Here is a 24127-nt window from a genome sequence, read left to right as displayed (position 1 = left end):
GCTAGTCGTCATTGTTTCCGTTGCCGCTGCTGTTGCCGTTCCCGTTGGTGCTCGGCTCCGGTGCGGGCTGCGGGGCGGCGGGTGCCGCCGGCGCTGCGGGTGCCGGTGCCGGTGCCTGGGTGGCCCTCGGCGCCTGCGGTGCGGTGGTTGCGGGAGTCCTCGTGTTTGTTCCGCCGCCGCCGTTCAGCAGGTTGTTGGGCGGCGCGGGGAAGGGCTCGGTGCCAAAGGCCGGGGCCACACGGGACATGAAGTTCGAGAACATGGGACCGGCGATCATGTAACCGTCAATGCCTTTGTAGAACTTCCCGTTGACCGTGATGTTCTGGCCGGCACGATCCTGGGCGCCCAGGGCATCACCGAACCAGGCAGCGGTGGCAAGGCCGGTGGTGTGGCCAACCACCCAGGTGGAACCGTTGTTGTTGGACGTACCGGTCTTCGCGCCGATCGGGAAACTGGTGCGGGTGGAGATCCGGGGCTGGATCAACGAACCCGACCCCCGGTTCAAAACTTCCTGCAGGGCGTAGTTCACGCCGCGGGCAACCTCGGGCTTGACCGCATCCCGGCAGCTCGTGGACTGTGCCGGCAGCTGAGCGCCGGTCTGGTCCGTGACGGACGTGATGGCGATGGCCTCACAGTACTTGCCGTCGTTCGCGAAAGTGGCAAAGGCGCTGGCCATGGTCAGCGGTGACGTCTGCGTGGAGCCCAGCAGGTTGCCCAGCGTCATCATGTTCACCTTCGGGTTTGGCTCCGAACCGTCTGCCGATGGCAATCCGCCGTGCAGGCCTACTGCGTCAACGATTTTCTGGATGCCGCAGAAATCCAGCTGTGCTGCAGAAGCGAAGGTCACCGTGTTGATCGAGTTGTAAAGACCTTCGAGGACGGACAGGGGACGGTACCACTGCGGTTCGGCGTTCTGGAGGTCATCGGCAGCATCGAGGCCGGCGTTCTTCTGGGCAGTGCTGTAGGCGCCGGTGACCGTGCCGCAGCTGTTCCGCCACCGGAAGCCGACGGGGTACACACGCTGGGCGGAGTTCACCACGGTGTTCATGGACTTGCCCTCGTTGAGCCACTCGGCAAAGGTGAACGGCTTCATGGTGGAGCCAGGCTGGAAACCGCCTATGCCGTTCAGGTCGTTGCCGTCCTTGTCCAACTTGTCCACGTTGAAGTTCAGCTGGGAATCAAAACCCTGGTTGGGCAGGAAGGAAGTGTTCTGCGCCATCGAGACAATTTTGCCGGAATTGGGCTGCACCGAAACCAAGGCTGCGCCCCACTTGTCCGGGTTCTCGCCCGCGGAAGCGTTGACCTGTTCCTGGGCCACTGCCTGTGCGTTCGGATCCAGCGTGGTGGTGATGGTCAGGCCGCCACCGTAGATGAGGCGCTGGCGTTCTTTGGCATCGGCACCATAAGCGGGGTTGTTTTCCAGCAGGTGCAGCACGTAATCGCAGAAGTACGGTGCGGTGGAGGCATACGCGCAACCCTGCCGGGCCGGGGTGACCTTGGTTTCCACAGGGGTGGCGACGGCGGCGTCGTGATCTGCTTGGGTGATTTTGCCCTGGTTAAGCATCAGGCTCAGAACCAGGTCTCGGCGCTGCTTGGAGCTTTCCGGGTTGTTGATGGGGTCGAACGCAGAGGGGCTGTTGACCAGTCCGGCCAGCAGCGCAGCCTGCGGAAGGGTGAGGTTCTTCGCAGAGGTGCTGAAGAAGAACTTGGAGGCGGCCTCGACACCATAGGCGTCACGGTTGAAGAACACGATGTTCAGGTAGCCCTCAAGGATCTGCTCCTTGCTGAACTCCTTCTCCAAGGCGATGGCGAGCTTCATCTCGCGGAGCTTGTCGCCCACGCCCTTGTTGACGCCATTGAGCTTGATGTCCTCGTCCCTGCCCTCAGCGGCAAGGTTGGAGTTGAGGACGTTGTTGACATACTGCTGCGTGATGGTGGAGGCGCCCTGCTTGTTGCCGCGCGCGGTGCTGACCAGCGCACGCAGGATACCGGTGGTGTCCACCCCGCCGTGATCGTAGAAGCGGCTGTCCTCGACGGCGATGACGGCTTCCTTCATGAACGGCGAAATCTGGTCCAAGGCAACCTTGGTGCGGTTCTCCTTGTAGACGCTGGCGATCTCGCTGCCGTCCGCGGCCAGGATCCTGGTGGTCTGGTTGGGCGGATCAACCTTCAGCTCTGCCGGAAGGGTGTCAAAGAACTCGATGGAACCGCTGGCTGCGCTGCCGGAGACGGCTGCCGCGGGGACCAGCAGGCCCGCCACCAGGACACCGCAAATAGCACTCACGCCAAGGAAGACCAGGATCTTTCCGAGGGTGGTGGCAGTGTCGAATAATGGGTTCTTACGAGTCGCCATGTTTTCCACTTTACCGGCAAGGACTAGTCTTTCTCTCATGACCAAATGGGAGTACGCCACGATTCCGCTCATTATTCACGCCACAAAGCAGATTCTGGACCAGTGGGGAGATGACGGCTGGGAGCTCGTCCAGGTAGTCCCCGGACCGGACGGAAACGGCCTGGTTGCCTACCTGAAGAGGGAGAAGCAGTAGGATGAGCGCCTCCGCAGAAGCCCAGTCCGGCACCGCCGCCGAACCCGTTTCCGCTGTTGAGCAGCGGCTCGCTGAGTTGGGAATCACGCTTCCCGAGGTTGCCGCCCCGGTAGCTGACTACGTTCCGGCAGTCATTTCCGGCAGCCACGTCTACACCTCCGGACAACTGCCCTTCGTCAACGGCAAACTCCAAGCCACGGGCAAGGTTTCCGCCGGCAGCGAAGGCTTCGCGGACGAGCCCACGGTTTCCCCTGAGGACGCACAGCGGTTCGCCGCCATCTGCGCCGTCAACGCCCTGGCCGCCGTTAAGAGCGTCATCGGGGACCTGGACAGGATCACCCGCATCGTGAAGGTTGTGGGATTCGTCTCATCCGACCCCTCCTTTACAGGACAGCCAGGCGTTATCAATGGTGCGTCGGAACTGCTGGGCCGCGTCCTCGGTGACGCAGGCCAGCACGCACGTTCCGCCGTCGGCGTTTCAGTACTGCCCCTCGACTCTCCGGTAGAGGTCGAACTGATCGCCGAATTCAGCTAGGACCGGTCGTTTCCTTTGCCTCAGCTCGCCCGACGCCTGTTTGCACTCCCTCAGGATCTTGAAGGGGCAGCGCAGAGCTGGCTCGAACACGGCGAACGGACCCCCCGGGCCGCCCGCCTCGCTTCAAGCGTTGTCCTGTTGCGTGATTCCCCCACCGGCCTGGAAACGTGGCTGGCTTACCGGCCCGGTTCCTCGCCGCTGGGGGTCCTCGCGTTCCCCGGCGGGTCCCTGGATGCTGCCGACGACGACCCCGTCGGCTGGCTGGGTCCCTCACCCCAGCATTGGGCTGAGCAGATGGGAACGGACGACGTCGGGCTGGCGCGACGCCACGTGCTGGGCGCCATCCGGGAACTCTTCGAGGAAACCGGCGTACTGCTGGCCGGCGCAGACATGGCGAGCACCGTCGAGGCCACGTCCACGCCGGAGTTCATGCGGGCACGCCTGGCCGTTGCCGAGCAGGAAAAGACCTTTCCGGAGGTCCTGGCCAAGCGTGGGCTGTCCGTCCGGACCGACCTGCTGAAGTCGCTCGTGAACTGGCGCAGCCCGGACTTCGCGCACCGCAGGTTCGACACCCGCTATTTCGCAGCCACCGTGCCCCTGAACCAGCAGCCCACACTGCTGGAAGGCAAAGGGGTGTGGGGCAGGTGGGTGAACGCCGCCGATGTCATCGCCGGACGTGACACCACCGCCCTCGGCGACGAGGTGGGCCAGGAAAACACCGTGGGCCGCACCCTCGGCGAACTCTTGGTGCCGGGGTCCGAGATCATGCTCGAAAAGATGGCGGCCGCCAACGGCTGCATCGCGTACCTCAGCTACAAACGCAAGGCCCATGTGTACCAGCCGCACCTCGTGGAGGAAGACGGCAGGCTTCTGCTCGAAGTGGAAGCTGCGAAAACCGTCGCGGGGGACCCCCAGCGCGAACGCTAAATGCGGCGGAGCATGGAGTACGGGCGGCTGGGGAGGTTCCCGGCGGTCCACGGCCTAATGGACGGTTCCAGCGGAATCTGTCCGCGGCCGTCACGGATTACCAGGACCACCGTGCCGATCACCGCGGCAAGGGAAGCCAGGCCCAACAAGATCAAAAGAACAGCCATAGCCACGGACATCGCCATGCACCTCTAAGCCCAATTTTACCGCTGTTAATGCTCGAGGAGCCGTGGTTGAGTACGCTGCGCGGCTGCCTTTCGCGGTCGCTTAGACACGCCGCACAGGGGAACCTCCGGTCGCTGGGCGACCTCCGGCTCCCGATGCGTCGCGATGCGCTCCTACGCGAAAGTCTGCCACCCAGCTCGGACGCTCCATCACCTCTCGCAGCTCATGGACCGACGCTCTATCACTTTCCGTAGGTTTTGGACCGACGCTCTATCCCTTTCGGCGGCTGATGGAGGGTTGGGTTACAGCCGCGGTAGGTGATGGGGGGTTGGGGTGAAAGCCGCGTCAGGTGATGGGGCGTTGGGTGGGAGGTTGAAGGATGTGATGTGGCGTTCCGGGAGTTAAACGCAAAAGGCCGCCCCTGGGGGCGGCCTTCGTGCTGCTGGGACTAGCGGGAGCGCTGGCGGAGGCGCTGCATGTCCAGGATGACGACGGCACGGGCTTCGAGGCGCAGCCAGCCGCGCTGGACGAATTCGGCCAGGGCCTTGTTGACGGTCTCGCGGGAGGCTCCGACGAGCTGGGCCAGTTCTTCCTGCGTCAGCTCGTGGGCCACCAGCACGCCGTCCGTGGCGGGCCGGCCGAAGCGGTCCGCGAGGTCCAGGAGGGCCTTGGCGACGCGGCCGGGAACGTCGGAGAACACCAGGTCAGACAGGGAATCGTTGGTGCGGCGCAGCCGGCGGGCCAGAGCCTGCAGGAGCTGTGCGGAAACCTCGGGACGGGTGCGCAGCAGGTTGTTCAGGCTTTCATTCTTCAGGCCAGCCAGGCGGGTTTCGGAAACAGCGGTGGCAGTGGCCGTGCGGGGGCTGGGATCGAACAGGGCCATCTCGCCGAAGAGTTCACCCGGGCCCAGGATGGCAAGGAGGGATTCCCGGCCGTCGGGGGAGGTGCGCCCGAGCTTCACCTTGCCCGAGACGATGAAGTAGAGCTGGTCGCCCTGGTCGCCCTCACGGAAAACCGAAGCACCGCGGGAAAGGTCCACCTCGGTCAGCTCGTCCGTCAGCAGACGGAATGCGTCGTCGTCGAGCGTGGCGAAAAGGGGTGCTCGGCGCAGTACCTCGATGTCCATAAAATCTCCTGAATAAAAGTGTCGGCTGTGGCGCTTGTGCCATTGTTTCAGAATTTTCAAGGTTCTGTGACGAACTTGGCAGCCAAAACGCCCTAACGGCGGGCGCCGTGGGCGAAGCGAACGCCCAGAAGATTGTCAGCGTACGCCACTAGAATGAGGTTTCAACTGTTGATAAGGAGCCTTAGTGGCCGGCTTGACTGTCCTGGACCTGGTCCTGATCCTGGCGCTGCTGTCCTATCTGGTCTACGGCCTGCGCAACGGCTTCCTTGTAACGGTGGGCGGTATCGCCGGATTCGCTGCAGGAGCAGTGGCAGCATTCTTCGCGGTACCCCTTGTAAGCGGCTTCGTCGAGGACTCCGGATGGAGGCTCACCGCCATCGTCGCCGCCGCCGTTGCGCTGGTGGTTCTGGGGCACGGCCTCGGAACCATGATCGGGCGCAGCATCCGGGGTGCAGTGCGGATTCGGCCCCTGCGGGCCGTGGACCGGCTGGTGGGCGGTGCCGTTAACGTAGTGGTCTCCGCGCTGGTTATGTCCATGCTGGCCTTCAGCGTCAGCTCCCTTGGTGTGCCCTTTGTTTCCCAGCAGCTGGCCGAATCCAGGGTCATCCGTTTCATCGACGGGCTAACACCGGATCCTGTGAAAGCCACCATGGCGCAGCTGCGGTCCACGGTCATCGGCAACGGCATTCCTACCCTGATTGAGGGCCTGGACCAGGACCAGACAGTGCCCGTGCCGAACGCCAGCACCGATACCCCGGCCCTGAACAGGGCAGCCGAATCGGTCCTGAGAATTGCCGGCACGGCGTACCAGTGCGGCCAGAACCAGACCGGCACCGGCTTCGTTGTTTCCGAGGACCGGGTAGTAACCAATGCGCACGTCGTGGCGGGCGTGTCGCAGCCCGTTGTGGAGATGTCCGACGGCGGTGCGATGCCCGGACGGGTGGTTTACTTCGATACCCGGCATGATCTCGCGGTGCTCGCGGTGGAGAACCTGCCGGCCCAGCCCCTGGCCCTCAGCGCTGACCTGCCCAGCGGCAGCCCGGCAGCGTTCGCGGGCTACCCTCACGGCGGCCCCTTCCAGTCCCGGCCCGCCACAGTCCAGGACATCACCACGGTGTTGGTGCCGGACATTTACGGCAGCAACCCCTCGCCGGAAGAAATCTACCGCCTGGCCGGCAACGTCCAGCCGGGCAACTCCGGCGGGCCGCTGCTGACCACCGAGGGCCAGGTCGCCGGTGTGATCTTCGCCAAGGCGACGTCGGACGCGGGGATGGGATTCGCCATCACCATGGACGACCTCAACCCAGTCGCAGCACAGGCGGCGTCGCTGAGTGCCCCTGTTTCTTCGGGGCAATGCATCCAGAAGTAACACTGCACCCGGAAGTAGCGGCGCCTCTGGAGCTGGCTGCGGGGGAAACCTAGAGGACTTCAGCCAGGTAATCGATGGCCAGTTTGTACCCGAATACGCCTGCCCCCACGATCACCGCGGAGCACACCGGCGACAGGAACGAGTGATGCCGGAATTCCTCGCGCTGGTGCACATTGGTGATATGGACTTCGACTGCCGGCAGCTGCACGGCGGCAAGGGCATCCCGCAGGGCAACGGAAGTGTGCGTGAACGCGCCGGCGTTGAGCACGATGCCGACGGCGCTGCCACGGGCGGCGTGGATCGTATCCAGCAGGACGCCTTCATGGTTTGACTGAACACACTCGGCCCCGAACCCGTGTGCCTCTGCAGTCCGGGCGGCCAGTTCCTCCACGTCAGCCAGGGTTGAGGTGCCGTACTTTTCCGGTTCGCGGGTGCCCAGCAGGTTCAGGTTGGGCCCATTGATTACCAGGATGGTGCCGCGGCTGGTTGATGAAGAGGGTTCAGTCATGCGTGCAAATCTATCGCCTGGGCAGGACTGCCGCGCATTCTTACGGTTCCGGTAAGCGCAGGAAGACTGCCCCGGTGTTGCCAGCAGCTCGGAAGAGCGGGGAACACCGGGGCAGTCTTGGCTGGGCCGGTAAAGGCTACAGCGCCGTGAAGCGCAGCAGCACTGCGTGCTCCGGGTTGAGGATGGGCATGGGCACGCCCACCTCGGCCAGGAAGCGGCCGTTGGCCACTGCCCCGCCGGCCAGCCAGGCGGGGGGCTGAACCTGCGTGAAGGTGTTGGCGTAGTCGCTGTCGGCGGGAACCGGGGAGATCGCCTCCATCCGGTAGGTCCGGTCCGGCTCAAGGCCTGGGATGGTGACCTTGCCGGGCTGCTCAGCGAACGCGGTGCGGGTGCTGACCAGGGCGAACAGCGCCGCCGTCGTGCCTGCTTCCGGTGACTCTGCGGCTACCGCGCCGTGCAGCATCAGCGACTCGTCCGGAACGTCGGCGCGGACCATCCGCCCGCTGTGAACAAGGTCCCGGTGTTCCTTGTACAGCGCGATGAACCGTTTGAGTTCCTCCCGCTCGGCACCGGCCACCTGCCGCACGTCCCACTCCATGCCGAAGTGCCCGAAGAGTGCCGTGATGGCCCGGAAGGACAGGTCATGGGTGCGGGCGGTGGTGTGCGAAGTGGTGGGTCCGATGTGCCCGCCCACCAGCTCCGGCGGAACCACCAGCCCGGTCCAGCGCTGGATGCTCTGCCGCTCCAGGGCGTCGTTGCAGTCCGACGCCCAGATCCGGTCCGTCCGCTCCAGGATTCCGAGGTCCACGCGTGCGCCGCCGGAGGAGCAGCTTTCAATTTCGACGCCGGGGTGTGACTTTTTCAGCTCGTCAAACAGGCGGTAGGCGGCAAGGGTCTGCTCGTGCACGGAGGAGCGTCCGGCGTGGCCATGCTCCAGGAGGTCCCGGTTCTGGTCCCACTTGAGGTAACTGATGTTGTTATCGGTCAGGAGGGCATCAATCCGGTCGTAGATGTACTGCCACGCTTCAGGGTTGACGAGGTCGATGATGTGCTGGTTCCGCCATTCCAGCGGCAGGCGCCCGCCGTCCTTGTGGGACACGGAAGCCGGGCCCACAATCCAGTCGGGGTGCGCACGGGCGACGTCCGAGTCGAGGTTGACCATTTCGGGTTCCACCCACAGCCCGAATTCCATGCCGCGTGATGTGACGGCATCGATCAGTGGCGTCAGCCCGCCCGGCCACAATGCCTCGTCCACGTACCAGTCGCCGAGGCCGGCGTGGTCGTCGCGGCGTCCGCGGAACCAGCCGTCGTCGAGGACAAAGCGTTCGACGCCGAGCTCCGCCGCGGAGTCCGCGAGTTCGATCAGTGTGGCCAGGTTGTGGTCGAAGTAGACAGCTTCCCAGGTGTTCAGCACCACCGGGCGCGGCTTGCCGCCTCCGGCAGTGGGGAGGACATGGCGGGGGCGGGACCGGAACCAGCTGTAGAAGGCCTCGCTGATGCCGTCCAGGCCACGGTCGGAGTAGGCGGCGAACAGTGAGGGCGTGGTGTACGTGCCCTGCGGCTCGAGGATGACCTCGGCGGGTCCCAGGAGTTCCGACCCGCCGATCATGGTGCGGCCATCGCCAAGGGTGTCAGTGAACTGCTCATGGTTTCCGCTCCACGCCAGGTGCGTTGCCCAGACCTTGCCGTGGCGGTTCCCGAAACCGGCAGTGCCGGCGGCCAGCAGCAGGGACGAATCATGCCCGGTGCGCCCGTGGCGGCCGGTCCGCACCCAGGTGCCCTGCTGGATGCTGCGGCGCTGCGGGTGGTTTTCCCGGCACCAGCGGCCGGTCAGGTCAAGGAGTTCGACGGCGTCCGGAGCCACCGGGAGGACCGTCGCCAGTTCGTCCAGCTGGTAAGGGGTGGTGCCATCGTTGGTGAGAGTGTGCCGAAGCTCCAGCAGGCCGCCGTCGTGCAGTGTCAGCGTGGATTCGACGGAGAGCCCGGCGTCCGGATCGGCCTGTGTGATGGTGGCGGTGTTGCCCTCGGTGCGCGCTGACACGGTGCGGAGGCGGGCGGAGAAGTCCAGGCCGGAGACGCCGTCGGCAATGCGGTGGCCGCGGAGGCCCGGTCGGCCGCGCCAGCTGGAGGATGCTTGGGGCAGCAGGCCGGCCGGAACGGTGGCGTCGATGGCGGAGTGGGGGATCGGCTCACCGAGGATGGCCAGGTCCGGCAGGGTGCTGCCGAGGTCCGCGCCCCAGTGGATGATCTCGGCCTCCCCGCAGTTGGTGCTGATCACCAGGCTGGTGCCGGCGGAACGGAGGTGGAGGGGGTCCATAGGATCTCTTTCGGTACAGTGTGCGTCCGGTGACGCGGTACGGGTAGCTCAGGGAAAAAGGGTGGGCTGGATGCCGCCGCCGCGAGGAGAAGGCGGCGGCATCCAGCTCGGTGGCTGCGACCACAACGCAGCCACGTATTGGGGCAGAACCCGCTTACCTGAAGAGGGCGTTGACCTGTTCGTTGGCCTGCGTCAGGGAGCTGGCGGGTGCCTTGCCGGAGACGACGGCGTCCATGGCCGGTTCCATGATGCCCTTGACCTTGGCGGTGTTGTCCGTGATCGGGTACAGGAACGTGGTCTTGTTTTTGACGTGCTCGGTGAACGCGGTAACGTCCACACCCTTGGCCTTGAAGGCTTCGGCGGCCTTGTCCGAGGACGTTTTGAGTGCGGGGAAGACTACGGCCTTGGAGGCTACGACGTCCTGGCAGTCAGCCGAGGCGAGGTACTCGACCCACTTGATGGCTGCGTCCTTCTTTTCGGTTCCGGCCCAGATGGAATCAGCCAGGCCGTTGAACATTGACGCGCGCTCGCCTTCGGGGCCCACCGGGGTGGGAGCGATGCCCACTTCGATGCCCTTGTAGCCGGTGTATTGACCGATCATCCACGAACCGTGCGCGTTGATCGCGGACTTGCCTGCCGCGAACGTGTCAGCCATGGCCGCGCCGACAGTCGTTTCCAGCTTGGGCATGTAGCCCTTGTCGGCCAGGCCGGCGAACCAGTCCATGCTCGCCTGGAACTTCGGGTCGTCGTAGTTGTACTTCGTGCCCCACGGGTTCTTGTCAGTGTGGGACCAGCCCGTGGTGTTGGTCAGGTAGCTCCACTCGGTTTGGCCGGAGGAGTCTCCGCCGCCGTTCAGGCCCAGGCCGTAAACCTCAACGTTGTTCTTGTCGAAGCCGGGTTCGTCGCCGCGCTTGCCGCCCTTGTCCACGGTGAGGTGCGCGATGACCTTTTCGTAGCTGCCGCCGTCCTGCGGGTTCCAGGTGAGGTCCTTCATCTGGTCCTCGGTGACGCCGGCGCCGGCCAGCATCGCCTTGTTGTAGAACAGGCCAATGGTGTCCCAGTCCTTGGGCAGGCCGTAGCGCTTGCCGTCCTGGCCTACCCACAGATCGGCCAGGCCCTCGTTGTAGGCGGTCAGGTCCACGTTGTCCTTCTCAACGGCGTCGTCGATGGGCAGCAGTTGCTTGTTTTCGGCCAGCTCGCCGTAGCGTCCCAGGTGGTTGGTGAAGACGTCCGGGGCGGTGCCGCCAACGAAGCCGTTGGTGAGGGTGCTCCAGTAGTCGTCCCAGCCGCGCTGGGTGATCTTGACAGTGATGTCCGGGTTGGCCTTCGCGAAGTCGTCAGCGCACTGCTGGTACGCGGGGAGCTGGTTGGCGTCCCACAGCCAGTAGCTGATCTCGCCCTTGGCGGCTTCTTCAGAGGAGGATCCGCTGCACGCGGACAGGGAGAGCGTGACAGCTGCGGCGACGGCAACGGCGCCGAGGGATTTCTTCATGGTTCTACTTTCCGTTCGGGAATGGGATGGAGCGCAGGGAGTAATGGGGAGAAGGGGTGCTTATTTGATGCCGGAGAAACCGATGGAGTTGACGATCTTTTTGCCGAAGGCGGCGAACAGGATCAGCACCGGCAGGGCGGAGATGAGGGTTGCTGCCATCAGTCCGGACCAGTCAGGTGCCCCTTGCGGGGACTGGGACTTGAAGACGCCGAGCCCCACCTGGAGTACGCGGACGTCATCCTGGGATCCCACCAGCAGGGGCCAGAAGTACTCGTTCCACTGGCCGATAAACGTAAGCAATGCGAGCGTGGCGAGGGGTGCCGCGGCGTTAGGGAGGATGATCTGGAAGAAGATGCGCAGGTGCTTGGCGCCGTCGAGCATTGCCGCCTCTTCCACTTCGCGGGACATGTTCAGGAAGAACTGCCGCAGGAAGAAGATGGCGAACGGGGTCATAAAGAGATACGGCAGGACCATGCCGAGCATTGTGTTGAGCAGGTCCAGGTTCTTGATCAGCAGGAAATTGGGCAGGGCCGTGAAGATCGGCGGGACCAGCATGGTTCCCAGAAAGAGGCTGAACACTACGTTCCGGCCCTTCCAGCGCAGGCGGGCAAAAGCGTAGGCAGCCATCGCGCTGAAGAACACGGCCCCGGCAGTGGTGATGGAGGAGAAGATAATGGAGTTCCGCAGGTAGAGCCAGAAATCGATCGCGGCACCGGAGCCGCCCTCCGCGACGGCGTCGGCCGGGCTCTGCAGCCCGAACACCCGCATAAAGGCGCCGAAGGTGAATTCCGCTGGCAGCAGGCTTGTTGAATTCGAGGCCAGTGCCGCGTTGGTGGACAGTGCCGTGCGCAGCACCCAGAGGAAGGGGAGGACGGAGACAGCGATGGCAAGGACCAGAAGGGCCCAGGCACCCGCGCGGCGAGGGTTGAAGGGACGACGGCGGCGGGTTGCGGCCGGCAGCGGTGCGCGGCTCGTGGTGGTGGTCATGCGGGGCTCCTAGTCCAGGTCCGACTCGTTGCCCTTGAGGAACTTCATCTGGATGAAGGCCACCAGGGCGAGGATGAGGAAGAGAATGACTGCAATTGCGGATCCGTAGCCGAAGTCCGACTCGGTGAAGGCGCGCTGGTAGATGTAGTACTGGATGACGCGGGTGGCGTTGACCGGCCCGCCGCCGGTGGTGACCGAAACGGTGTCGAAAACCTGAAACGAGCCGATGACCGTGACAACAAGGACAAGGACCAGTACCGGCCGCAGCAGCGGAATAGTGATCTTGCGGAAGGTCTGGAACGGTGAAGCGCCGTCAAGTTTGGCTACTTCATAAAGGTGGCCCGGGATCGCCTGCATGCCCGCGAAGATGAGCAGGGCCGTGTAGCCCATGTGGCGCCAGGTGTTAATCAGGGCCTGGGTGGGGATGGCCCACTCCTCGCTTCCAAAGAACGCGACGCGGGGGAGGCCGGCCCATTCGATGAACTGGTTGACGACGCCGATCTGGTAGTCGAGCATCCAGAACCACAGCAGTGCTGCGATGACGTTTGACATCATCCAGGGCAGCAGGAGGGCGCCGCGGATCAGGGTGGACTTTGCAACCTTGTGCATCAACAGGGCCAGGCCCAGGGCCAAGGCCGTCTGGACCACGATGTTGATGAAGACGTACTGCCCGGTGACGGCCAGGGAGTTCCAGAACAGCGGGTCCTTGGCGATGGCCGTGTAGTTGTCCAAACCGATCCATTCCGGATCACCGAGGATGCTGTACTCCGTGAAGCTGAGGTACAAGCCGCGGATGGTCGGCACGACATAGAAAACGATGAACCCGATCATTGCCGGGGCGATGAAAAGCAGAGCGATCTTGAGGTCCCCGAACCGGCGGTGGCTGCCCTGCGGCCTGGGGGAGGACGCCGAGACCGGCAAAGCGGATCTCGAGGGTTTGGCAAGGGTGGTCATCTTCGACCCTTCCTGACTGTGATGGGGGTAACAACTGAAGAAGAATCTACACGAGTAGATATGGGCTGGCAAGAGCCTGCCCCTCCAGTGCTCTGGCGGCTTTTGCCCATTCAGTTGTCCTGTTGACTCGAGTAGAAGCGCCAGCCACACTGGCCTTTTGGGGGACAGCGCTTGCCCGTCGCCTCCCCACACCTTTACGGAAGGCAGACAATGACGTTCTCAATCGGCGTAGTAGGCGCCGGACAATTCGGCAGCCAGTTCGCCCATCTCTTCAATCTCCATCCCGGCGTGAGCGCGGTGCACATGGTGGACGAACTGCCGGAACGCGCCGAGGAGACAGCGGCCCGATACCACCTGACCGGATCGATGGCGAGCTTTGAGGACCTGCTGGCCTCCGACGTCGACGCGGTGGCCATCTTCACCCAGCGGTGGACCCACGGTCCCTTGGTGGAGCAGGCACTGCGGGCCGGAAAGCACGTGTACTCGGCCGTTCCCATGGCAGTCTCCGAGGAGGAAATTGCCCGCATCATCGAAGCTGTCCGGGACACCGGCCTGGTGTACATGATGGGGGAGACCAGCTACTACAACCCGGCCACGGTATATGCGCGCAAGCAGCATGCCGCCGGAAAGTTCGGCAGGATTTTCTATACAGAGGGCGACTACGTCCACGACATGGATTTGGGCTTCTACGAGGCGTACCAATACAGCGGAGGTGACCGCTGGAAGGAAACCGCCAGCTACCCGCCAATGCTGTATCCCACCCACGCCCTGGGGGGAGTGCTGGGTGCGGTTCCCGCGCACGCGGTCAGCGTCAGCTGCGTCGGGGTCCGGGATGACCGCGACGACGGCGTCTTCGACAAAGACGTCAGCATGTTCGGCAACGACTTCTCCAATGCCACAGCCCTTTTTGAACTGAACGACGGCGGCGTGATGCGCACCAACGAGATGCGCCGTGTGGGGTACCCCTCACACATCCGCGAATCCCGGTTCCGGTTCTTCGGGACCGAGGCAAGCTTCGAACAACTGGCTAAAGTCACCGTCTGGCAGGACAAGGTGGACGTCCACGACATCTCGGAGCAGCTGGAAACCCGTCCCAGCATTTCCTTGGACGACCCTTCCCTGGCCAACGTTGCAGTTGAGCTGAGGGACGCCTTCGTTTCCGGGCTGGCCCCCGTCCACGATCCGGAGCGGCTTCCGGAGGAGTTCCGCGGCGCACCCAACGGCCATGAAGGAAGCCACCACTTCCTCGTGGACGACTTCGTGACCGCCGTCAACAGCGGTAGCCTTCCTCCCGTGAACGCCTGGGTGGCCGCCCGCTTTACCCCCCCCGGGATCGTGGCCCACCAGTCGGCTTTGCAAAACGGCGCACGGCTTCCCATCCGTGACTTCGGCGATGCGCCGGGTACTTGTACCTAACATGGACAGCATGACTACTCCGTCCGTGCAGGCCACACGGGGCCCGGTGACCCGCAAGGACGTGGCGCGATACGCCGGCGTGAGCACCGCCGTCGTCAGTTATGTTGTCAACGGCGGGCCCAAGAAGGTGGCGCCGGCCACCGAAGCCAAGGTGCAGGATGCCATCCGCGTCCTGGGCTACCGTCCCAATGCAGCGGCCCGGGCGCTCAAGCTGGGCTCCAGCGAGACCCTGGGGCTCGTGGTTCCGGATATCTCCAACCCCTTCTTCTCCCTGTTCTCCCACGCCGTGGAGGATGCCGCTGCAGCACTGGGGTACGCCCTGGTGCTCAGCAACTCGGACGGAAACCTGGCCAAGGAGCGGCGGAACATCCGCAACCTTGCCGCCAGGCAGGTGGACGGTGTGCTGCTCGCCAGTGTCCTCTTTGAACCCGACCTGGAGGTCCTGGAAACGGCGGACATCCCCTCGGTCCTGCTAAACCAGGAACGGGACGCGCCAGGTTTCAACAGCATTGGGGTGGATCTCGCAGCGGGAGCCCGGATCGCTGTGGAACACCTGATTGGCCACGGCCACAGGAATATCGGCCTGGCCATGGGCACCAACGTCTCCGGCACCACTGACGGCCGTGAAGTGGGTTGGCGGGACGCCTTGCAGGATGCCGGCCTGCCCGAGGGGCCGATCGTGTACAGCGCATTTACCCGGCCCGGCGGTTATATTGCCGGCCAGCGGCTGCTCGCGTCCGTCAACCGGCCCACGGCCATTTTCGCCACCTCGGACATGCAGGCTATCGGCCTGTTGCGGGCAGTCCATGAAGCAGGGCTGGCCATCCCCGGCGATATCGCGGTGGCATCCTTTGACGGTTCCGCGGAGTCTGAATACTCATGGCCTCCGCTGACCACGGTGGAACAGCCGGTTGCCGTTATGGCGGAAGCCGCGGTAGCAGCACTGGTGGGAGCCAGCCGCGGCGAGAAGCCCCGGCACCGGATCTTCGACACCACCCTGCATGTCAGGCAATCCTGCGGCTGCCCCTAAGTTTGCGCCTGAAGGCTGCTACTGGAGGGGTGCGAGCCGCAGCCGGCCCACCCGCTCCTGGAGGATGCGCTGTGCCTCCGCGCCAAGGCCGGGATCACTGATGACCTCATCCACTTCCTCCAGCGAGGCGATGGAACTGATGCCCAACAATCCCCATTTGGTATGGTCGGCCAGCACCACGGTTTTGCGCGCGGCCGCCACGAAGGCGCGGTCCGTCTCGGCTTCCAGCAGGTTCGGTGTGGTGAACCCTGCTGCTGCGTCCATGCCGTGAACGCCAAGGAACAGCACGTCCAGGTGAAGCTGCTTCAGCGCGCCCGTGGCGATGGGACCCACCAAAGCGTCCGACGGCGTGCGCTCACCGCCGATCAGGATCACCGTGGAGGCGAACCGGGCGGAACCGGCGGACGCACCGTGATGGAACAGGTCGGCGATACGCACCGAGTTGGTGACCACCGTGATCCGGGGCCCGTTGGTGAGTTCCTTGGCCAGCGCCCAGGTGGTGGTTCCGGCGCTGAGCCCCACGGCCATGCCTTCCTGCACCAGTCCGGCAGCTTCCACCGCAATGGCCCGCTTCTCGGCCGTCAGCTGGGTGGATTTGAGGTCGAAGCCGGGCTCGTGGGTGCTGGTGTCGCCCGGAATTTTTGCGCCGCCGTGGATGCGCTCGAGGCGGCCGCCCTCCTCCAGCACTTCGATGTCGCGCCGCACGGTCATGAGGGACACCCCCAGCTGGTGGGCCAGGTCCGAGACCCGGACAACCCGTTCCCGCTGAAGAGCGTCCAAAATAGCCTGGTGGCGTGCGACGGCTAGCATCTGGGCGGTTCCTTTGGGCAGGGAGCGTTGGCTGCTCCCAGTTTAGGGTGCCCACTACGCTGACGGGTGGGACTCATCCTCCGCGTGCTGCTCGTTCCTCGCTTTGACGCACGCTTCCGGATAACTCCCACCCGTCAGCTTTCTCGCAGGCAGGGCCGGGAACGCCTCGTGGCGTGTGCCTCGTAGGTGGCCTCCCGGCTGCCCGCCTTTCTTTTATTTTCTCAGCGACTGTGCGATCTGCTGCATGATCGTGGGGTCGGACAGGGTGGTGGCGTCGCCGGGGTCGCGGCCTTCTGCGACGTCCTTGAGCAGGCGGCGCATGATCTTGCCCGAGCGGGTCTTCGGCAGCTCGGGGACCACCAGGATGTTCTTCGGTTTGGCGATGGGGCCGATCTCCTTGCCCACGTGGTTCCGGAGTTCCTGGACAATGTCATCGCCGGAATCCACGGCGTCGCCGCGCAGGATCACGAACGCGACGACGGCCTGGCCGGTGGTCTCGTCAGCTGCACCCACGACGGCGGCCTCCGCCACCGCGGGGTGGGATACCAGGGCGGATTCGATTTCGGTGGTGGAGAGCCGGTGCCCGGACACGTTCATCACGTCATCCACCCGGCCCAGGAGCCAGATGTCGCCGTCCTCGTCCTTCTTGGCCCCGTCCCCGGCAAAGTACATGTTTTCAAAGCGGGACCAGTAGGTGTCCTTGAACCGTTCCGGGTCGCCCCAGATGCCGCGCAGCATGGCCGGCCACGGTTCGCGGATCACCAGGAACCCGCCGTGGCCGTCGGGCACGGATTCGCCCATCTCGTCCACCACGTCCACGGCGATGCCGGGCAGCGGGACCTGAGCCGAGCCCGGCTTGGTGGCGGTGACGCCTGGGAGCGGGGCGATCATCTGCGCGCCGGTTTCGGTCTGCCACCAGGTGTCCACGATGGGGGTCCGGTCCCCGCCGATGACCTTCCGGTACCACATCCAGGCCTCGGGGTTGATGGGTTCGCCCACCGAGCCGAGGACGCGGAGGGAGGACAGGTCGTACTTGTCCGGGATTTCCCGGCCCCACTTCATAAACGTCCGGATGGCGGTGGGGGCGGTGTAGAGGATGGACACCTTGTACTTTTCGATGATCTCCCACCAGCGGCCCTGGTGCGGGGAGTCCGGGGTGCCTTCGTACATCACCTGCGTGGCGCCGTTGATGAGCGGGGCGTAGGTGACGTAGGAGTGGCCGGTGACCCAGCCGACGTCGGCCGTGCACCAGTACACGTCCGTTTCCGGGTGCAGGTCGAACACTGCCTTGTGCGTGTAGGCGGTCTGGGTGAGGTACCCGCCGGTGGTGTGCAGGATGCCCTTGGGCCTGCCGGTGGTGCCGGAGGTGTAGAGGATGAACAGCGGGTGCTCGGAATCGTGGCCCACCGCGGTGTGCTCGGTGGAGGCGGCGTCCACGGTGTCGGCCCACCAGTGGTCCCGGCCCTCGTGCCAGTCCACGTCCTGGCCGTTGCGCTTGACCACCACCACGTTCTGGACGGTGTGGCCGTCGTTGGCAAGGGCTTCGTCAACGGCTGTTTTGAGGGCGCTGGGCTTGCCGCGGCGGTAGGTGCCGTCAGCGGTTACCACGAGTTTGGCTTCGGCGTCCTCGATGCGGGATCGCAGCGCGTCGGCGGAGAAGCCGCCGAACACCACGGAGTGCACGGCGCCGATGCGGGCGCAGGCGAGCAGGGTGATGACGGCTTCGGGGATCATCGGCAGGTACACGGCAACGCGGTCGCCCTTGACGACGCCGAGGGATTCGAAGGCGTTGGCGGCCTTCTTCACCTCTTCAGTCAGCTGGGCGTAGGTATAGGTACGGGTGTCGCCGGGTTCGCCCTCGAAGTAGATGGCTACCCGGTCGCCGCGTCCGTTCTCAACATGCCGGTCCAGGGCGTTGTAGGCGGCATTGACTTCCCCGCCCACGAACCATTTCGCGAACGGCGGGTTCGACCAGTCCAGCGCCTGGTCAAAGTCCTTGCTCCAGGTCAGCAGCTCACGGGCCTGCCGGGCCCAGAATGCGGGACGGTCGGCGTCGGCCTCTTCATACTCCCCGGCGGTGACAACGGCGTCAGCGGCGAATTCGGGCGACGGTGGAAACGCCCTGGTCTCGTGCAGCAGGTTTTCAAAGGCATCGCCCTGCTGGCCGCCGTGCCCCGAGCCTGAGGGGGCAGCGGAGGTGGAGCTTGAAGTGTCCTGGGACATGTGAACCTCATCATTCATCGATCTTTGCTGCGCGGGGATCCGCTCCCGGCCGGGCTCCGCCGCCTGCACGACGTCGGGCACCGGCTGGTCACGGTCTTCCGCAAAGAGCTGTTCCGGAATCAAGACTAATGCGTGCCGGCCGGCGCATGTGTGCGGTGTCACAGACGAGCCCGCGAACGGCATTTATTAAGCGATGAATGGCTGCAGGCGAGGCCCGCGGTGGCCGTAAGGCGACGTGCCCAGCTAGTGATCAGTCAGGCTGTTGACTAGGCTGAGATGGGATTGTGACTTCACGGCGGACCGTCCTTCCCGGGCTCGGCAAGAGCCCGGGACGGGCCGGAACCGCTGTCAGACGGCACGGTTTCGGGCCACAGCCCCCGTGCCGCCACGCTAAGGAGAACAGAATGAACCAGCAGAGCTTCGGCCAGAAAACCGGCCCGGACACGGAGGCAGGCTCCGGGGGCACCACCGCTCCGACGGCCGGGGAAGCCCGGCAGGATACGACCTCAGCCAAGGGCGCGAACGCCCACGAGGCCGTGCTCGGTCCATTCACCATCCGGGACCTGTCCGTGTTTGCGGCTACCCTCATCCTGTTCGTCGCTTCGCTGCTCCCGATGTTCGGCGGGCGCTACAACCTCTGGAACCTGAACAACCTTTTCTTCCTGGGACTGGGCATCGTCCTGCCGTTGGCCGTGAGCGCACTCTTCGCTGCGCGGAGGCTGGCGCCGGGCACAAAGATCCGGATTGGTTCGCTGTCCATCGACCAGTTCGCCTCCGTGGTGGCCTCGTTGGCTGTCGCCTTCTTCTTCCTCTCTGTGGCGGGAGCCTACGTTCCCAGCCTTCTGGCGGGCCTCATCGGCGCAGTAGTGCTGTTCGCCGTGACCGTCCTTGGCCGGTTCCTTCCGTACATCTCTCCGGATTTCCAGGGCCGCGTGGAAGCCCCGGCGCATGTGGTGGCCCGGGAAGCTGCCGTTCCAGTACAGAAGCCGCGGGCGCCCATACCGCCGAAGGCCGAGTCCGGCAAGGCAGACGATCGCCAGGCAGAGTCCGCTTCCGCCCCCAAGTCCGGGGCGGGGAAGCTGCTGGGCGCTGCCGGCGGCAAGCTGTTCGGCGGCGCCGGGGCCGGGTCCTCGGCGGTTCAGCCCGGAGCCTCGCACCAGGCGCCGGCGGCAGCCGCGGTTCCCTCGGCAGCCGCGCCCCATTCACCCGCCACTGCTGCTGTCCCAACCGCCGGCGTTACTGCGGCCGGCGGGCCCGCTGCGGGCGGTCCCGTCTCCACCGCCCCCGAAGTTTCCGACCGCGCTCCGGAAGGTGACGCCGGCCCGCCCACCCAGGCAGCCGACGTCGTACGCCCCGCCCCGGCGCCCGCCGCGGAAGAGACACAGGCCGGGGAGGTGCCGGTGAGGGGTGCCGGAGCCAGTGGTTCCTCGGCTGCGCTGCATCACGACACCGGCGTCCCCGAGGGGGCTTCGGCCCAGGGCACGTGGGAGCCGCCCGCCGCCACGGCCGTGCACCAGCAGGTCCGTGCCCAGGAGCCGATCGGGGCCACAGTGGATCCGGCGAGCCGGCCGGAGGAATCAGAGGAACAGCCCATCCATGAGGCTTTCTGGTTTGCCGTGGCCCAGCACCGGACCGCCTTCGATCCCCGTACCGGGGCACCTGCGTTCGTCATTGAACCGGGCGGCTGGGTTCTTGCCCTCGAGGATCGCGGGCATGAGTTCCTGGTCCAGCACACCGACGGACGGCTAGGCGTGCTGCGGGACCTGAGCAATATCGAGCGCGGCTAGCCCATGGCCCCGCCCCGGGCTTCCAAGGCCGGCGGAGTGGCTCCCGCCGGCCAAGCTGCAGGCATGCCCGTGGTGTCACCGGAGTCCATGCTGGGGCTGAAGCGGCGGGCGAGGCGCATCAACAGGGCTTTGGCCGAGAAGTACCCCTACGCCCACGCGGAGCTTGATTTCCGCAACCCTTTTGAACTGCTGGTGGCCACGGTTCTGTCAGCGCAGACCACCGACGTGACCGTTAACCAGATCAGTCCGCTGCTGTTCGCCGCCTATCCGGACCCGCGCTCCATGGCCGAGGCGGATCCTGCGGCGATCGAGGACATCATCAAGCCCACCGGGTTCTTCCGGGCGAAGACCCGGAGCCTCATCGCCCTGTGTACCAGGCTGGTGGACGAGTACAACGGCGTGGTGCCCGGGCGTCTGGAGGACCTGGTGACGCTGCCGGGCGTGGGCCGGAAGACCGCTAACGTGGTGCTTGGCAACGCCTTCGGAATCCCCGGCATTACGGTGGACACGCACTTTGGCCGCCTCGCCCGCCGGTTCGGCTGGACCCAGTCCGAGGACCCGGTCCAGATCGAGTATGACGTCGCCGAGCTTTTCGACAAGCGGGACTGGACCATGTTGTCCCACCGGGTGGTGTTCCACGGGCGGCGGGTGTGCCACTCCCGGAAACCGGCGTGCGGGGCCTGCCCCGTCGCGAACTGGTGCCCCAGCTACGGTTTAGGCGAGACGGATCCCGTCAAGGCAGCCAAGCTGCTGAAGTACGAACTCGCGCCAGGCAACGAAGCCCTGCTCGCACAACTGCTGGCGGAAACGCACAGGGCAGCCGAAATCAGGATGGCATCCCAAAAGAGGACACCGTGAGCGCCCGCGAGGACCTGATCGGGTTAGCGCGCAGGGCGGAGTCCGGCTCCGCTGCCTCCCCTGACCCGCTCTGGGCAGCCCTCACCGTGGATGCGCAACGTGCGCGGAAGGCTGCGGTCCTGATGCTGTTCGGTGCGCTGGATGACGTTCCGGCCGTTTCCGGCAAACCGCTGGCACCGGCAGACCTTGATGTCCTGCTGTTGGAGCGCGCCCACACCCTGGGATCCCACCCCGGGCAGGTGGCGTTTCCGGGCGGCAGCATTGATGCCCGGGAAACGCCGGTCCAGGCAGCGTTACGTGAAGCGGAGGAAGAAACAGGCCTGGACGCGGACGGTGTTGAGGTCCTTGGCACCCTGCAGGAGCTGGGCCTGGCGCACAGCAATTTCCTTGTCACCCCCGTGCTCGGGTGGTGGCGCTCGCCATCGCCCATCAGGGTGGTGGATTACGCTGAATCGGCCCAGGTGTTCCGGATCCCTGTCCGGGACCTGCTGGACCCGGACAACAGGGTCATGGCCACGGTCCACCGCGCCGGGCGTACTTTCGACAGCCCGGCTTTCACCGTTAACGGCGTGGTGGTCTGGGGGTTCACGGGAATTGTCCTGAATGGACTTTTTGAACAGCTCGGCTGGGCTGTGCCCTGGGACCGGAGCCGGGTCCATCCGATGGGTGTCTGACTGCTGCTTGCCTGGTCTCGCGGTGCCGGTCGTCCTTCGTCCGGGCGCGTGTTACGCCTGCTGGTGGCGGAGATCCACCACGATGCCGGTTGCTGCATTTTCCCGCATTGCGTTAATGCCCTCCACTAATGTGTTGAGGGACTTGAAGTTTGGTGAGACGGCAACGATGTTGCCGTCCGCGTCCGTCAGCCGAAGCCGGTACGATTCGTCCCCTACCCGATGTATTTCAAACCTGCCCGCCATATGCCGGACCTCCCCTTGGTGTGCGTCGTTGCATCAACCTGTGGACCGATCTGTTTCAGTCACCACAAGACTGTAACCCGCGTCACCGTGCCCCTGCGAGCTACTGCCGGGTAGGTTACATTTCTCGACAAAATGTCGCGGTGCAAGGCTCTGGGGACGCCCGCCGCAGGAGGTCCTACTTTGCGTGGTCATAGGAATCAACCACGGCCACACTCACCGGAAACTCCACGGGGATCGGCCCGAACAGCAGTTCCTTGGCGGCGCTGGCGGCGTCCTCGATCGCCTTGATGCCGACATCCACCAGGTGCTCCGGCGCGTGGACCATCACCTCGTCGTGGAGGAAGAAAACCAGTTCCGCCCGGCCCGAACCCTCCCCGCCCAACGTCCGCAGCCGCCGTCGTAATTCCGCAAGCCAGCACGCAGCCCAGTCCGCCGCCGAGCCCTGCACCACGAAGTTGCGGGTAAAGCGCCCCCTGGAACGGGCGATCGATTCCGCCCGGCGCTGCTCCTCCGCCGACGACGAGCGCTGGCTCTGAAGCCAACCGTCCGACGGCGGCGGGCTGCTGCGGCCCAGCCGTGTGGTGACCGTTCCGCCGGACTCGCCGGCGCGGGCGGCACGTTCCACGAAGTCCACGGCCCGGGGATAGGTCCTGGCGAGCTGTGGCATGAGCCGCCCTGCCTCACCTGAGGTGGCTCCGTACATGGCCCCCAGCAGCGCCATTTTCGCTTTTGCCCGATCGCCGCCGAACCCCTTGGCGGCAATGCCCGCGTAAAGGTCCTTGTCCCGGGCCGCCTCAGCCATGGTGGAGTCCTTGGCGAGCGCCACCAGGACACGGGGCTCGAGCTGCGAAGCGTCCGCGACGATCAGTTTGTACCCGGGGTCGGCGTGGACGGCGCCGCGGATCTGGCGCGGAATTTGCAGGGCGCCGCCGCCCCTGGAGGCCCAGCGGCCTGAAACGACTCCGCCCACCACATATTCAGGGCGGAACCGGCCGCCGGCCACCCACGCATCAAGCCAGGCCCAGCCATTGGCTGCGTGAAGGCGCGAAAGCTTTTTGTAGGCCAGGAGCGGGGCGATGGCGGGGTGCTGCGATTCCTTCAGCTCCCACTGCCGGGTGCTTTTTACCTCGATTCCGTTTCGATGCAGGGCCCGCATCAGGTCCTGCGGGGAATCCGGATTCAGTGTGGGCGCATTCAGGAGGCCGCGCAGCTCCAGGTTCAACGACTCAAGTTTTGCCGGCCGGTGGCCCATGGGTGGGCGTGGGCCGAGGTAATCGGCCAGGATCTCCTCGTGCAGGTCCTCCCGCCAGGGGACCCCGGCGTGCTGCATTTCGGCGGCGATCATTGCGCTGGCCGATTCTGCGGCCAGAAGAAGCTGCAGCCGGTTGCGCCGGTTCTCCTCAAGGCTGACGGATGCCAGGGCCACCTGTTGCGCGGCGTATTCCTCCCGGAGGTCCTCCAGGGTGTGCCGCGGCGCGAGGCCGGTTTCCGGATCGTCGAAAAGTGCGTCCTGTTCAGGGGGCGGCGGAGGCGGCTGCAGGACCCGGGGCGGCTGCTGCGGGTCATCAGGCGTTGCCTTGTCCGAGTTCAGCGCATAGTCACTGTGGGCGGTGAACTGCGAGTGGGCCAGGATGCTTCCGCACAGACCCAGGTCGTAGCACCGGTCCAGTTCCACCCCGGCAGCCAGCAGGGACGGGTACCAGTCCTGGGTCCGGTGCCAGATCCAGCGTGGTGGCGGCTCGCCCTGCGGCCGGCGTTCCAGAGCGCGTACGACGGCGGCCAGTTCGGTTGCGCTGACAGGCCGGGGTTCGGGGTTGGACGGATGGGGGTGGCCGGCCTGTGTGAGTTCCTGCAGGACCGCGCCCTGGGGGTGGGCGGCAAGCAGGAAGTACATGGTCCAATTCTGCCTTGTCTTTGACGGCTCTTATTCCGGACCACTCTTCCTGCACAGGGCGGTTGGAACGGGCGTTGTCCACATACAGTCCTGTTCCCTTCAGCCCTTCTGAACCATGGCGCACAGTGGCTCCATGAGCAGGCACCAGCTGACCCCCTCCCACTCCGATCCCGGCCGGTCCGCGCCGCCGTCCCGGCGGGGTGCTGGTGAACTCCCGCCGGGACCCCCGGGCGGAGCGGCTTACGGCGCCAATCCGGGAGGGAGCG

At 65.3% G+C, this 24127-nt stretch carries 21 protein-coding genes; 9 read left to right on the top strand and 12 right to left on the bottom strand.

Annotation, left to right across the window (positions count from 1 at the left end; translation table 11 throughout):
- Position 1 precedes the first annotated feature (1 nt).
- Positions 2 to 2353 carry a transglycosylase domain-containing protein gene (locus tag M1D93_RS16280; protein ID WP_461172502.1) on the bottom strand — a complete coding sequence of 784 codons (2352 nt, stop codon included), beginning with the start codon at positions 2351 to 2353 and terminating at the stop codon, positions 2 to 4.
- 37 nt (positions 2354 to 2390) lie between these two features.
- Here M1D93_RS16280 and M1D93_RS16275 point away from each other — a divergent pair, with 37 nt between their 5' ends.
- From M1D93_RS16275 to M1D93_RS16265, 3 genes are read left to right on the top strand one after another with little or no spacing between them, the layout of a single operon-like run.
- Entirely contained in the window at positions 2391 to 2546 is a 156-nt protein-coding gene (locus M1D93_RS16275; protein WP_003797879.1) for a DUF4177 domain-containing protein, read from the top strand.
- Position 2547: 1 nt separating this feature from the next.
- Positions 2548 to 3081 carry a RidA family protein gene (locus M1D93_RS16270; protein ID WP_461172501.1) on the top strand — a complete coding sequence of 178 codons (534 nt, stop codon included), beginning with the start codon at positions 2548 to 2550 and terminating at the stop codon, positions 3079 to 3081.
- A gap of 15 nt (positions 3082 to 3096) precedes the next feature.
- A complete protein-coding gene (locus M1D93_RS16265) occupies positions 3097 to 4008 on the top strand; it encodes an NUDIX hydrolase (protein WP_461172500.1) in 912 nt (303 codons plus the stop codon).
- Here M1D93_RS16265 and M1D93_RS16260 read toward each other — a convergent pair.
- Positions 4005 to 4175 (bottom strand): hypothetical protein, encoded by a 171-nt coding sequence (locus M1D93_RS16260; RefSeq protein ID WP_461172499.1) that lies wholly within the window; start codon positions 4173 to 4175, stop codon positions 4005 to 4007. The genes M1D93_RS16265 and M1D93_RS16260 overlap by 4 nt on opposite strands.
- Before the next feature lie 446 nt (positions 4176 to 4621).
- Positions 4622 to 5299 carry a Crp/Fnr family transcriptional regulator gene (locus tag M1D93_RS16255; RefSeq protein ID WP_009359192.1) on the bottom strand — a complete coding sequence of 226 codons (678 nt, stop codon included), beginning with the start codon at positions 5297 to 5299 and terminating at the stop codon, positions 4622 to 4624.
- Between the two features lie 184 nt (positions 5300 to 5483).
- Between M1D93_RS16255 and M1D93_RS16250 the strand changes: the two genes are divergently transcribed.
- The gene (locus M1D93_RS16250; RefSeq protein WP_461172498.1) at positions 5484 to 6668 is read left to right on the top strand and encodes a MarP family serine protease; all 1185 of its coding nucleotides are present in this window, start codon (positions 5484 to 5486) and stop codon (positions 6666 to 6668) included.
- 49 nt (positions 6669 to 6717) lie between these two features.
- Here M1D93_RS16250 and aroQ read toward each other — a convergent pair whose 3' ends face one another.
- From aroQ to M1D93_RS16225, 5 genes are all read right to left on the bottom strand, one after another.
- Positions 6718 to 7176, bottom strand: a complete 459-nt coding sequence (gene aroQ / locus M1D93_RS16245) for a type II 3-dehydroquinate dehydratase (RefSeq protein ID WP_461172497.1) — start codon at positions 7174 to 7176, stop codon at positions 6718 to 6720.
- Between the two features lie 136 nt (positions 7177 to 7312).
- The gene (locus M1D93_RS16240; RefSeq protein ID WP_461172496.1) at positions 7313 to 9493 is read right to left on the bottom strand and encodes an alpha-galactosidase; all 2181 of its coding nucleotides are present in this window, start codon (positions 9491 to 9493) and stop codon (positions 7313 to 7315) included.
- Positions 9494 to 9647: 154 nt separating this feature from the next.
- Positions 9648 to 10985 carry an ABC transporter substrate-binding protein gene (locus M1D93_RS16235; RefSeq protein ID WP_461172495.1) on the bottom strand — a complete coding sequence of 446 codons (1338 nt, stop codon included), beginning with the start codon at positions 10983 to 10985 and terminating at the stop codon, positions 9648 to 9650.
- 60 nt (positions 10986 to 11045) lie between these two features.
- A complete protein-coding gene (locus M1D93_RS16230) occupies positions 11046 to 11972 on the bottom strand; it encodes a carbohydrate ABC transporter permease (protein ID WP_461172494.1) in 927 nt (308 codons plus the stop codon).
- A 9-nt stretch (positions 11973 to 11981) separates the two neighbouring features.
- A complete protein-coding gene (locus tag M1D93_RS16225; RefSeq protein WP_461172493.1) occupies positions 11982 to 12926 on the bottom strand; it encodes a carbohydrate ABC transporter permease in 945 nt (314 codons plus the stop codon).
- A gap of 210 nt (positions 12927 to 13136) precedes the next feature.
- On the opposite strand from M1D93_RS16225, the gene M1D93_RS16220 reads away from it, so the two are divergent.
- Both M1D93_RS16220 and M1D93_RS16215 read left to right on the top strand, forming a co-directional pair.
- Positions 13137 to 14342 (top strand): Gfo/Idh/MocA family protein, encoded by a 1206-nt coding sequence (locus M1D93_RS16220; RefSeq protein ID WP_461172492.1) that lies wholly within the window; start codon positions 13137 to 13139, stop codon positions 14340 to 14342.
- A 10-nt stretch (positions 14343 to 14352) separates the two neighbouring features.
- A complete protein-coding gene (locus M1D93_RS16215) occupies positions 14353 to 15372 on the top strand; it encodes a LacI family DNA-binding transcriptional regulator (RefSeq protein WP_461172491.1) in 1020 nt (339 codons plus the stop codon).
- A gap of 18 nt (positions 15373 to 15390) precedes the next feature.
- On the opposite strand, the gene M1D93_RS16210 is transcribed toward M1D93_RS16215, so the two are convergent.
- Together M1D93_RS16210 and acs are read right to left on the bottom strand one after the other, a co-directional pair.
- On the bottom strand, positions 15391 to 16182 hold the full coding sequence (locus M1D93_RS16210; RefSeq protein WP_461172490.1) for a DeoR/GlpR family DNA-binding transcription regulator: 792 nt from the start codon (positions 16180 to 16182) through the stop codon (positions 15391 to 15393).
- Positions 16183 to 16395: 213 nt separating this feature from the next.
- On the bottom strand, positions 16396 to 18405 hold the full coding sequence (gene acs, locus M1D93_RS16205) for an acetate--CoA ligase (RefSeq protein WP_461175046.1): 2010 nt from the start codon (positions 18403 to 18405) through the stop codon (positions 16396 to 16398).
- 404 nt (positions 18406 to 18809) lie between these two features.
- Between acs and M1D93_RS16200 the strand changes: the two genes are divergently transcribed.
- From M1D93_RS16200 to M1D93_RS16190, 3 genes are all read left to right on the top strand, one after another.
- Positions 18810 to 20192 carry a hypothetical protein gene (locus M1D93_RS16200; RefSeq protein ID WP_461172489.1) on the top strand — a complete coding sequence of 461 codons (1383 nt, stop codon included), beginning with the start codon at positions 18810 to 18812 and terminating at the stop codon, positions 20190 to 20192.
- Positions 20193 to 20255: 63 nt separating this feature from the next.
- Positions 20256 to 21050 carry an endonuclease III gene (nth, locus tag M1D93_RS16195; RefSeq protein ID WP_461175045.1) on the top strand — a complete coding sequence of 265 codons (795 nt, stop codon included), beginning with the start codon at positions 20256 to 20258 and terminating at the stop codon, positions 21048 to 21050.
- Positions 21047 to 21724, top strand: coding sequence for an NUDIX hydrolase (locus M1D93_RS16190; protein WP_461172488.1), 678 nt, complete (start codon positions 21047 to 21049; stop codon positions 21722 to 21724). The genes nth and M1D93_RS16190 overlap by 4 nt, the downstream gene beginning before the upstream one ends.
- A gap of 51 nt (positions 21725 to 21775) precedes the next feature.
- Here the strand turns inward: M1D93_RS16190 and M1D93_RS16185 are convergent, their stop codons facing one another.
- Positions 21776 to 21967 carry a YegP family protein gene (locus tag M1D93_RS16185; RefSeq protein WP_461172487.1) on the bottom strand — a complete coding sequence of 64 codons (192 nt, stop codon included), beginning with the start codon at positions 21965 to 21967 and terminating at the stop codon, positions 21776 to 21778.
- A gap of 175 nt (positions 21968 to 22142) precedes the next feature.
- Positions 22143 to 23861 carry a bifunctional 3'-5' exonuclease/DNA polymerase gene (locus M1D93_RS16180; RefSeq protein WP_461172486.1) on the bottom strand — a complete coding sequence of 573 codons (1719 nt, stop codon included), beginning with the start codon at positions 23859 to 23861 and terminating at the stop codon, positions 22143 to 22145.
- Positions 23862 to 24127 lie beyond the last annotated feature (266 nt).

The organism is Arthrobacter sp. Z1-9 (assembly GCF_054792695.1).
Note: the sequence above shows the minus strand (reverse complement) of the source record. Positions and strands in the feature narration are given on the sequence as shown.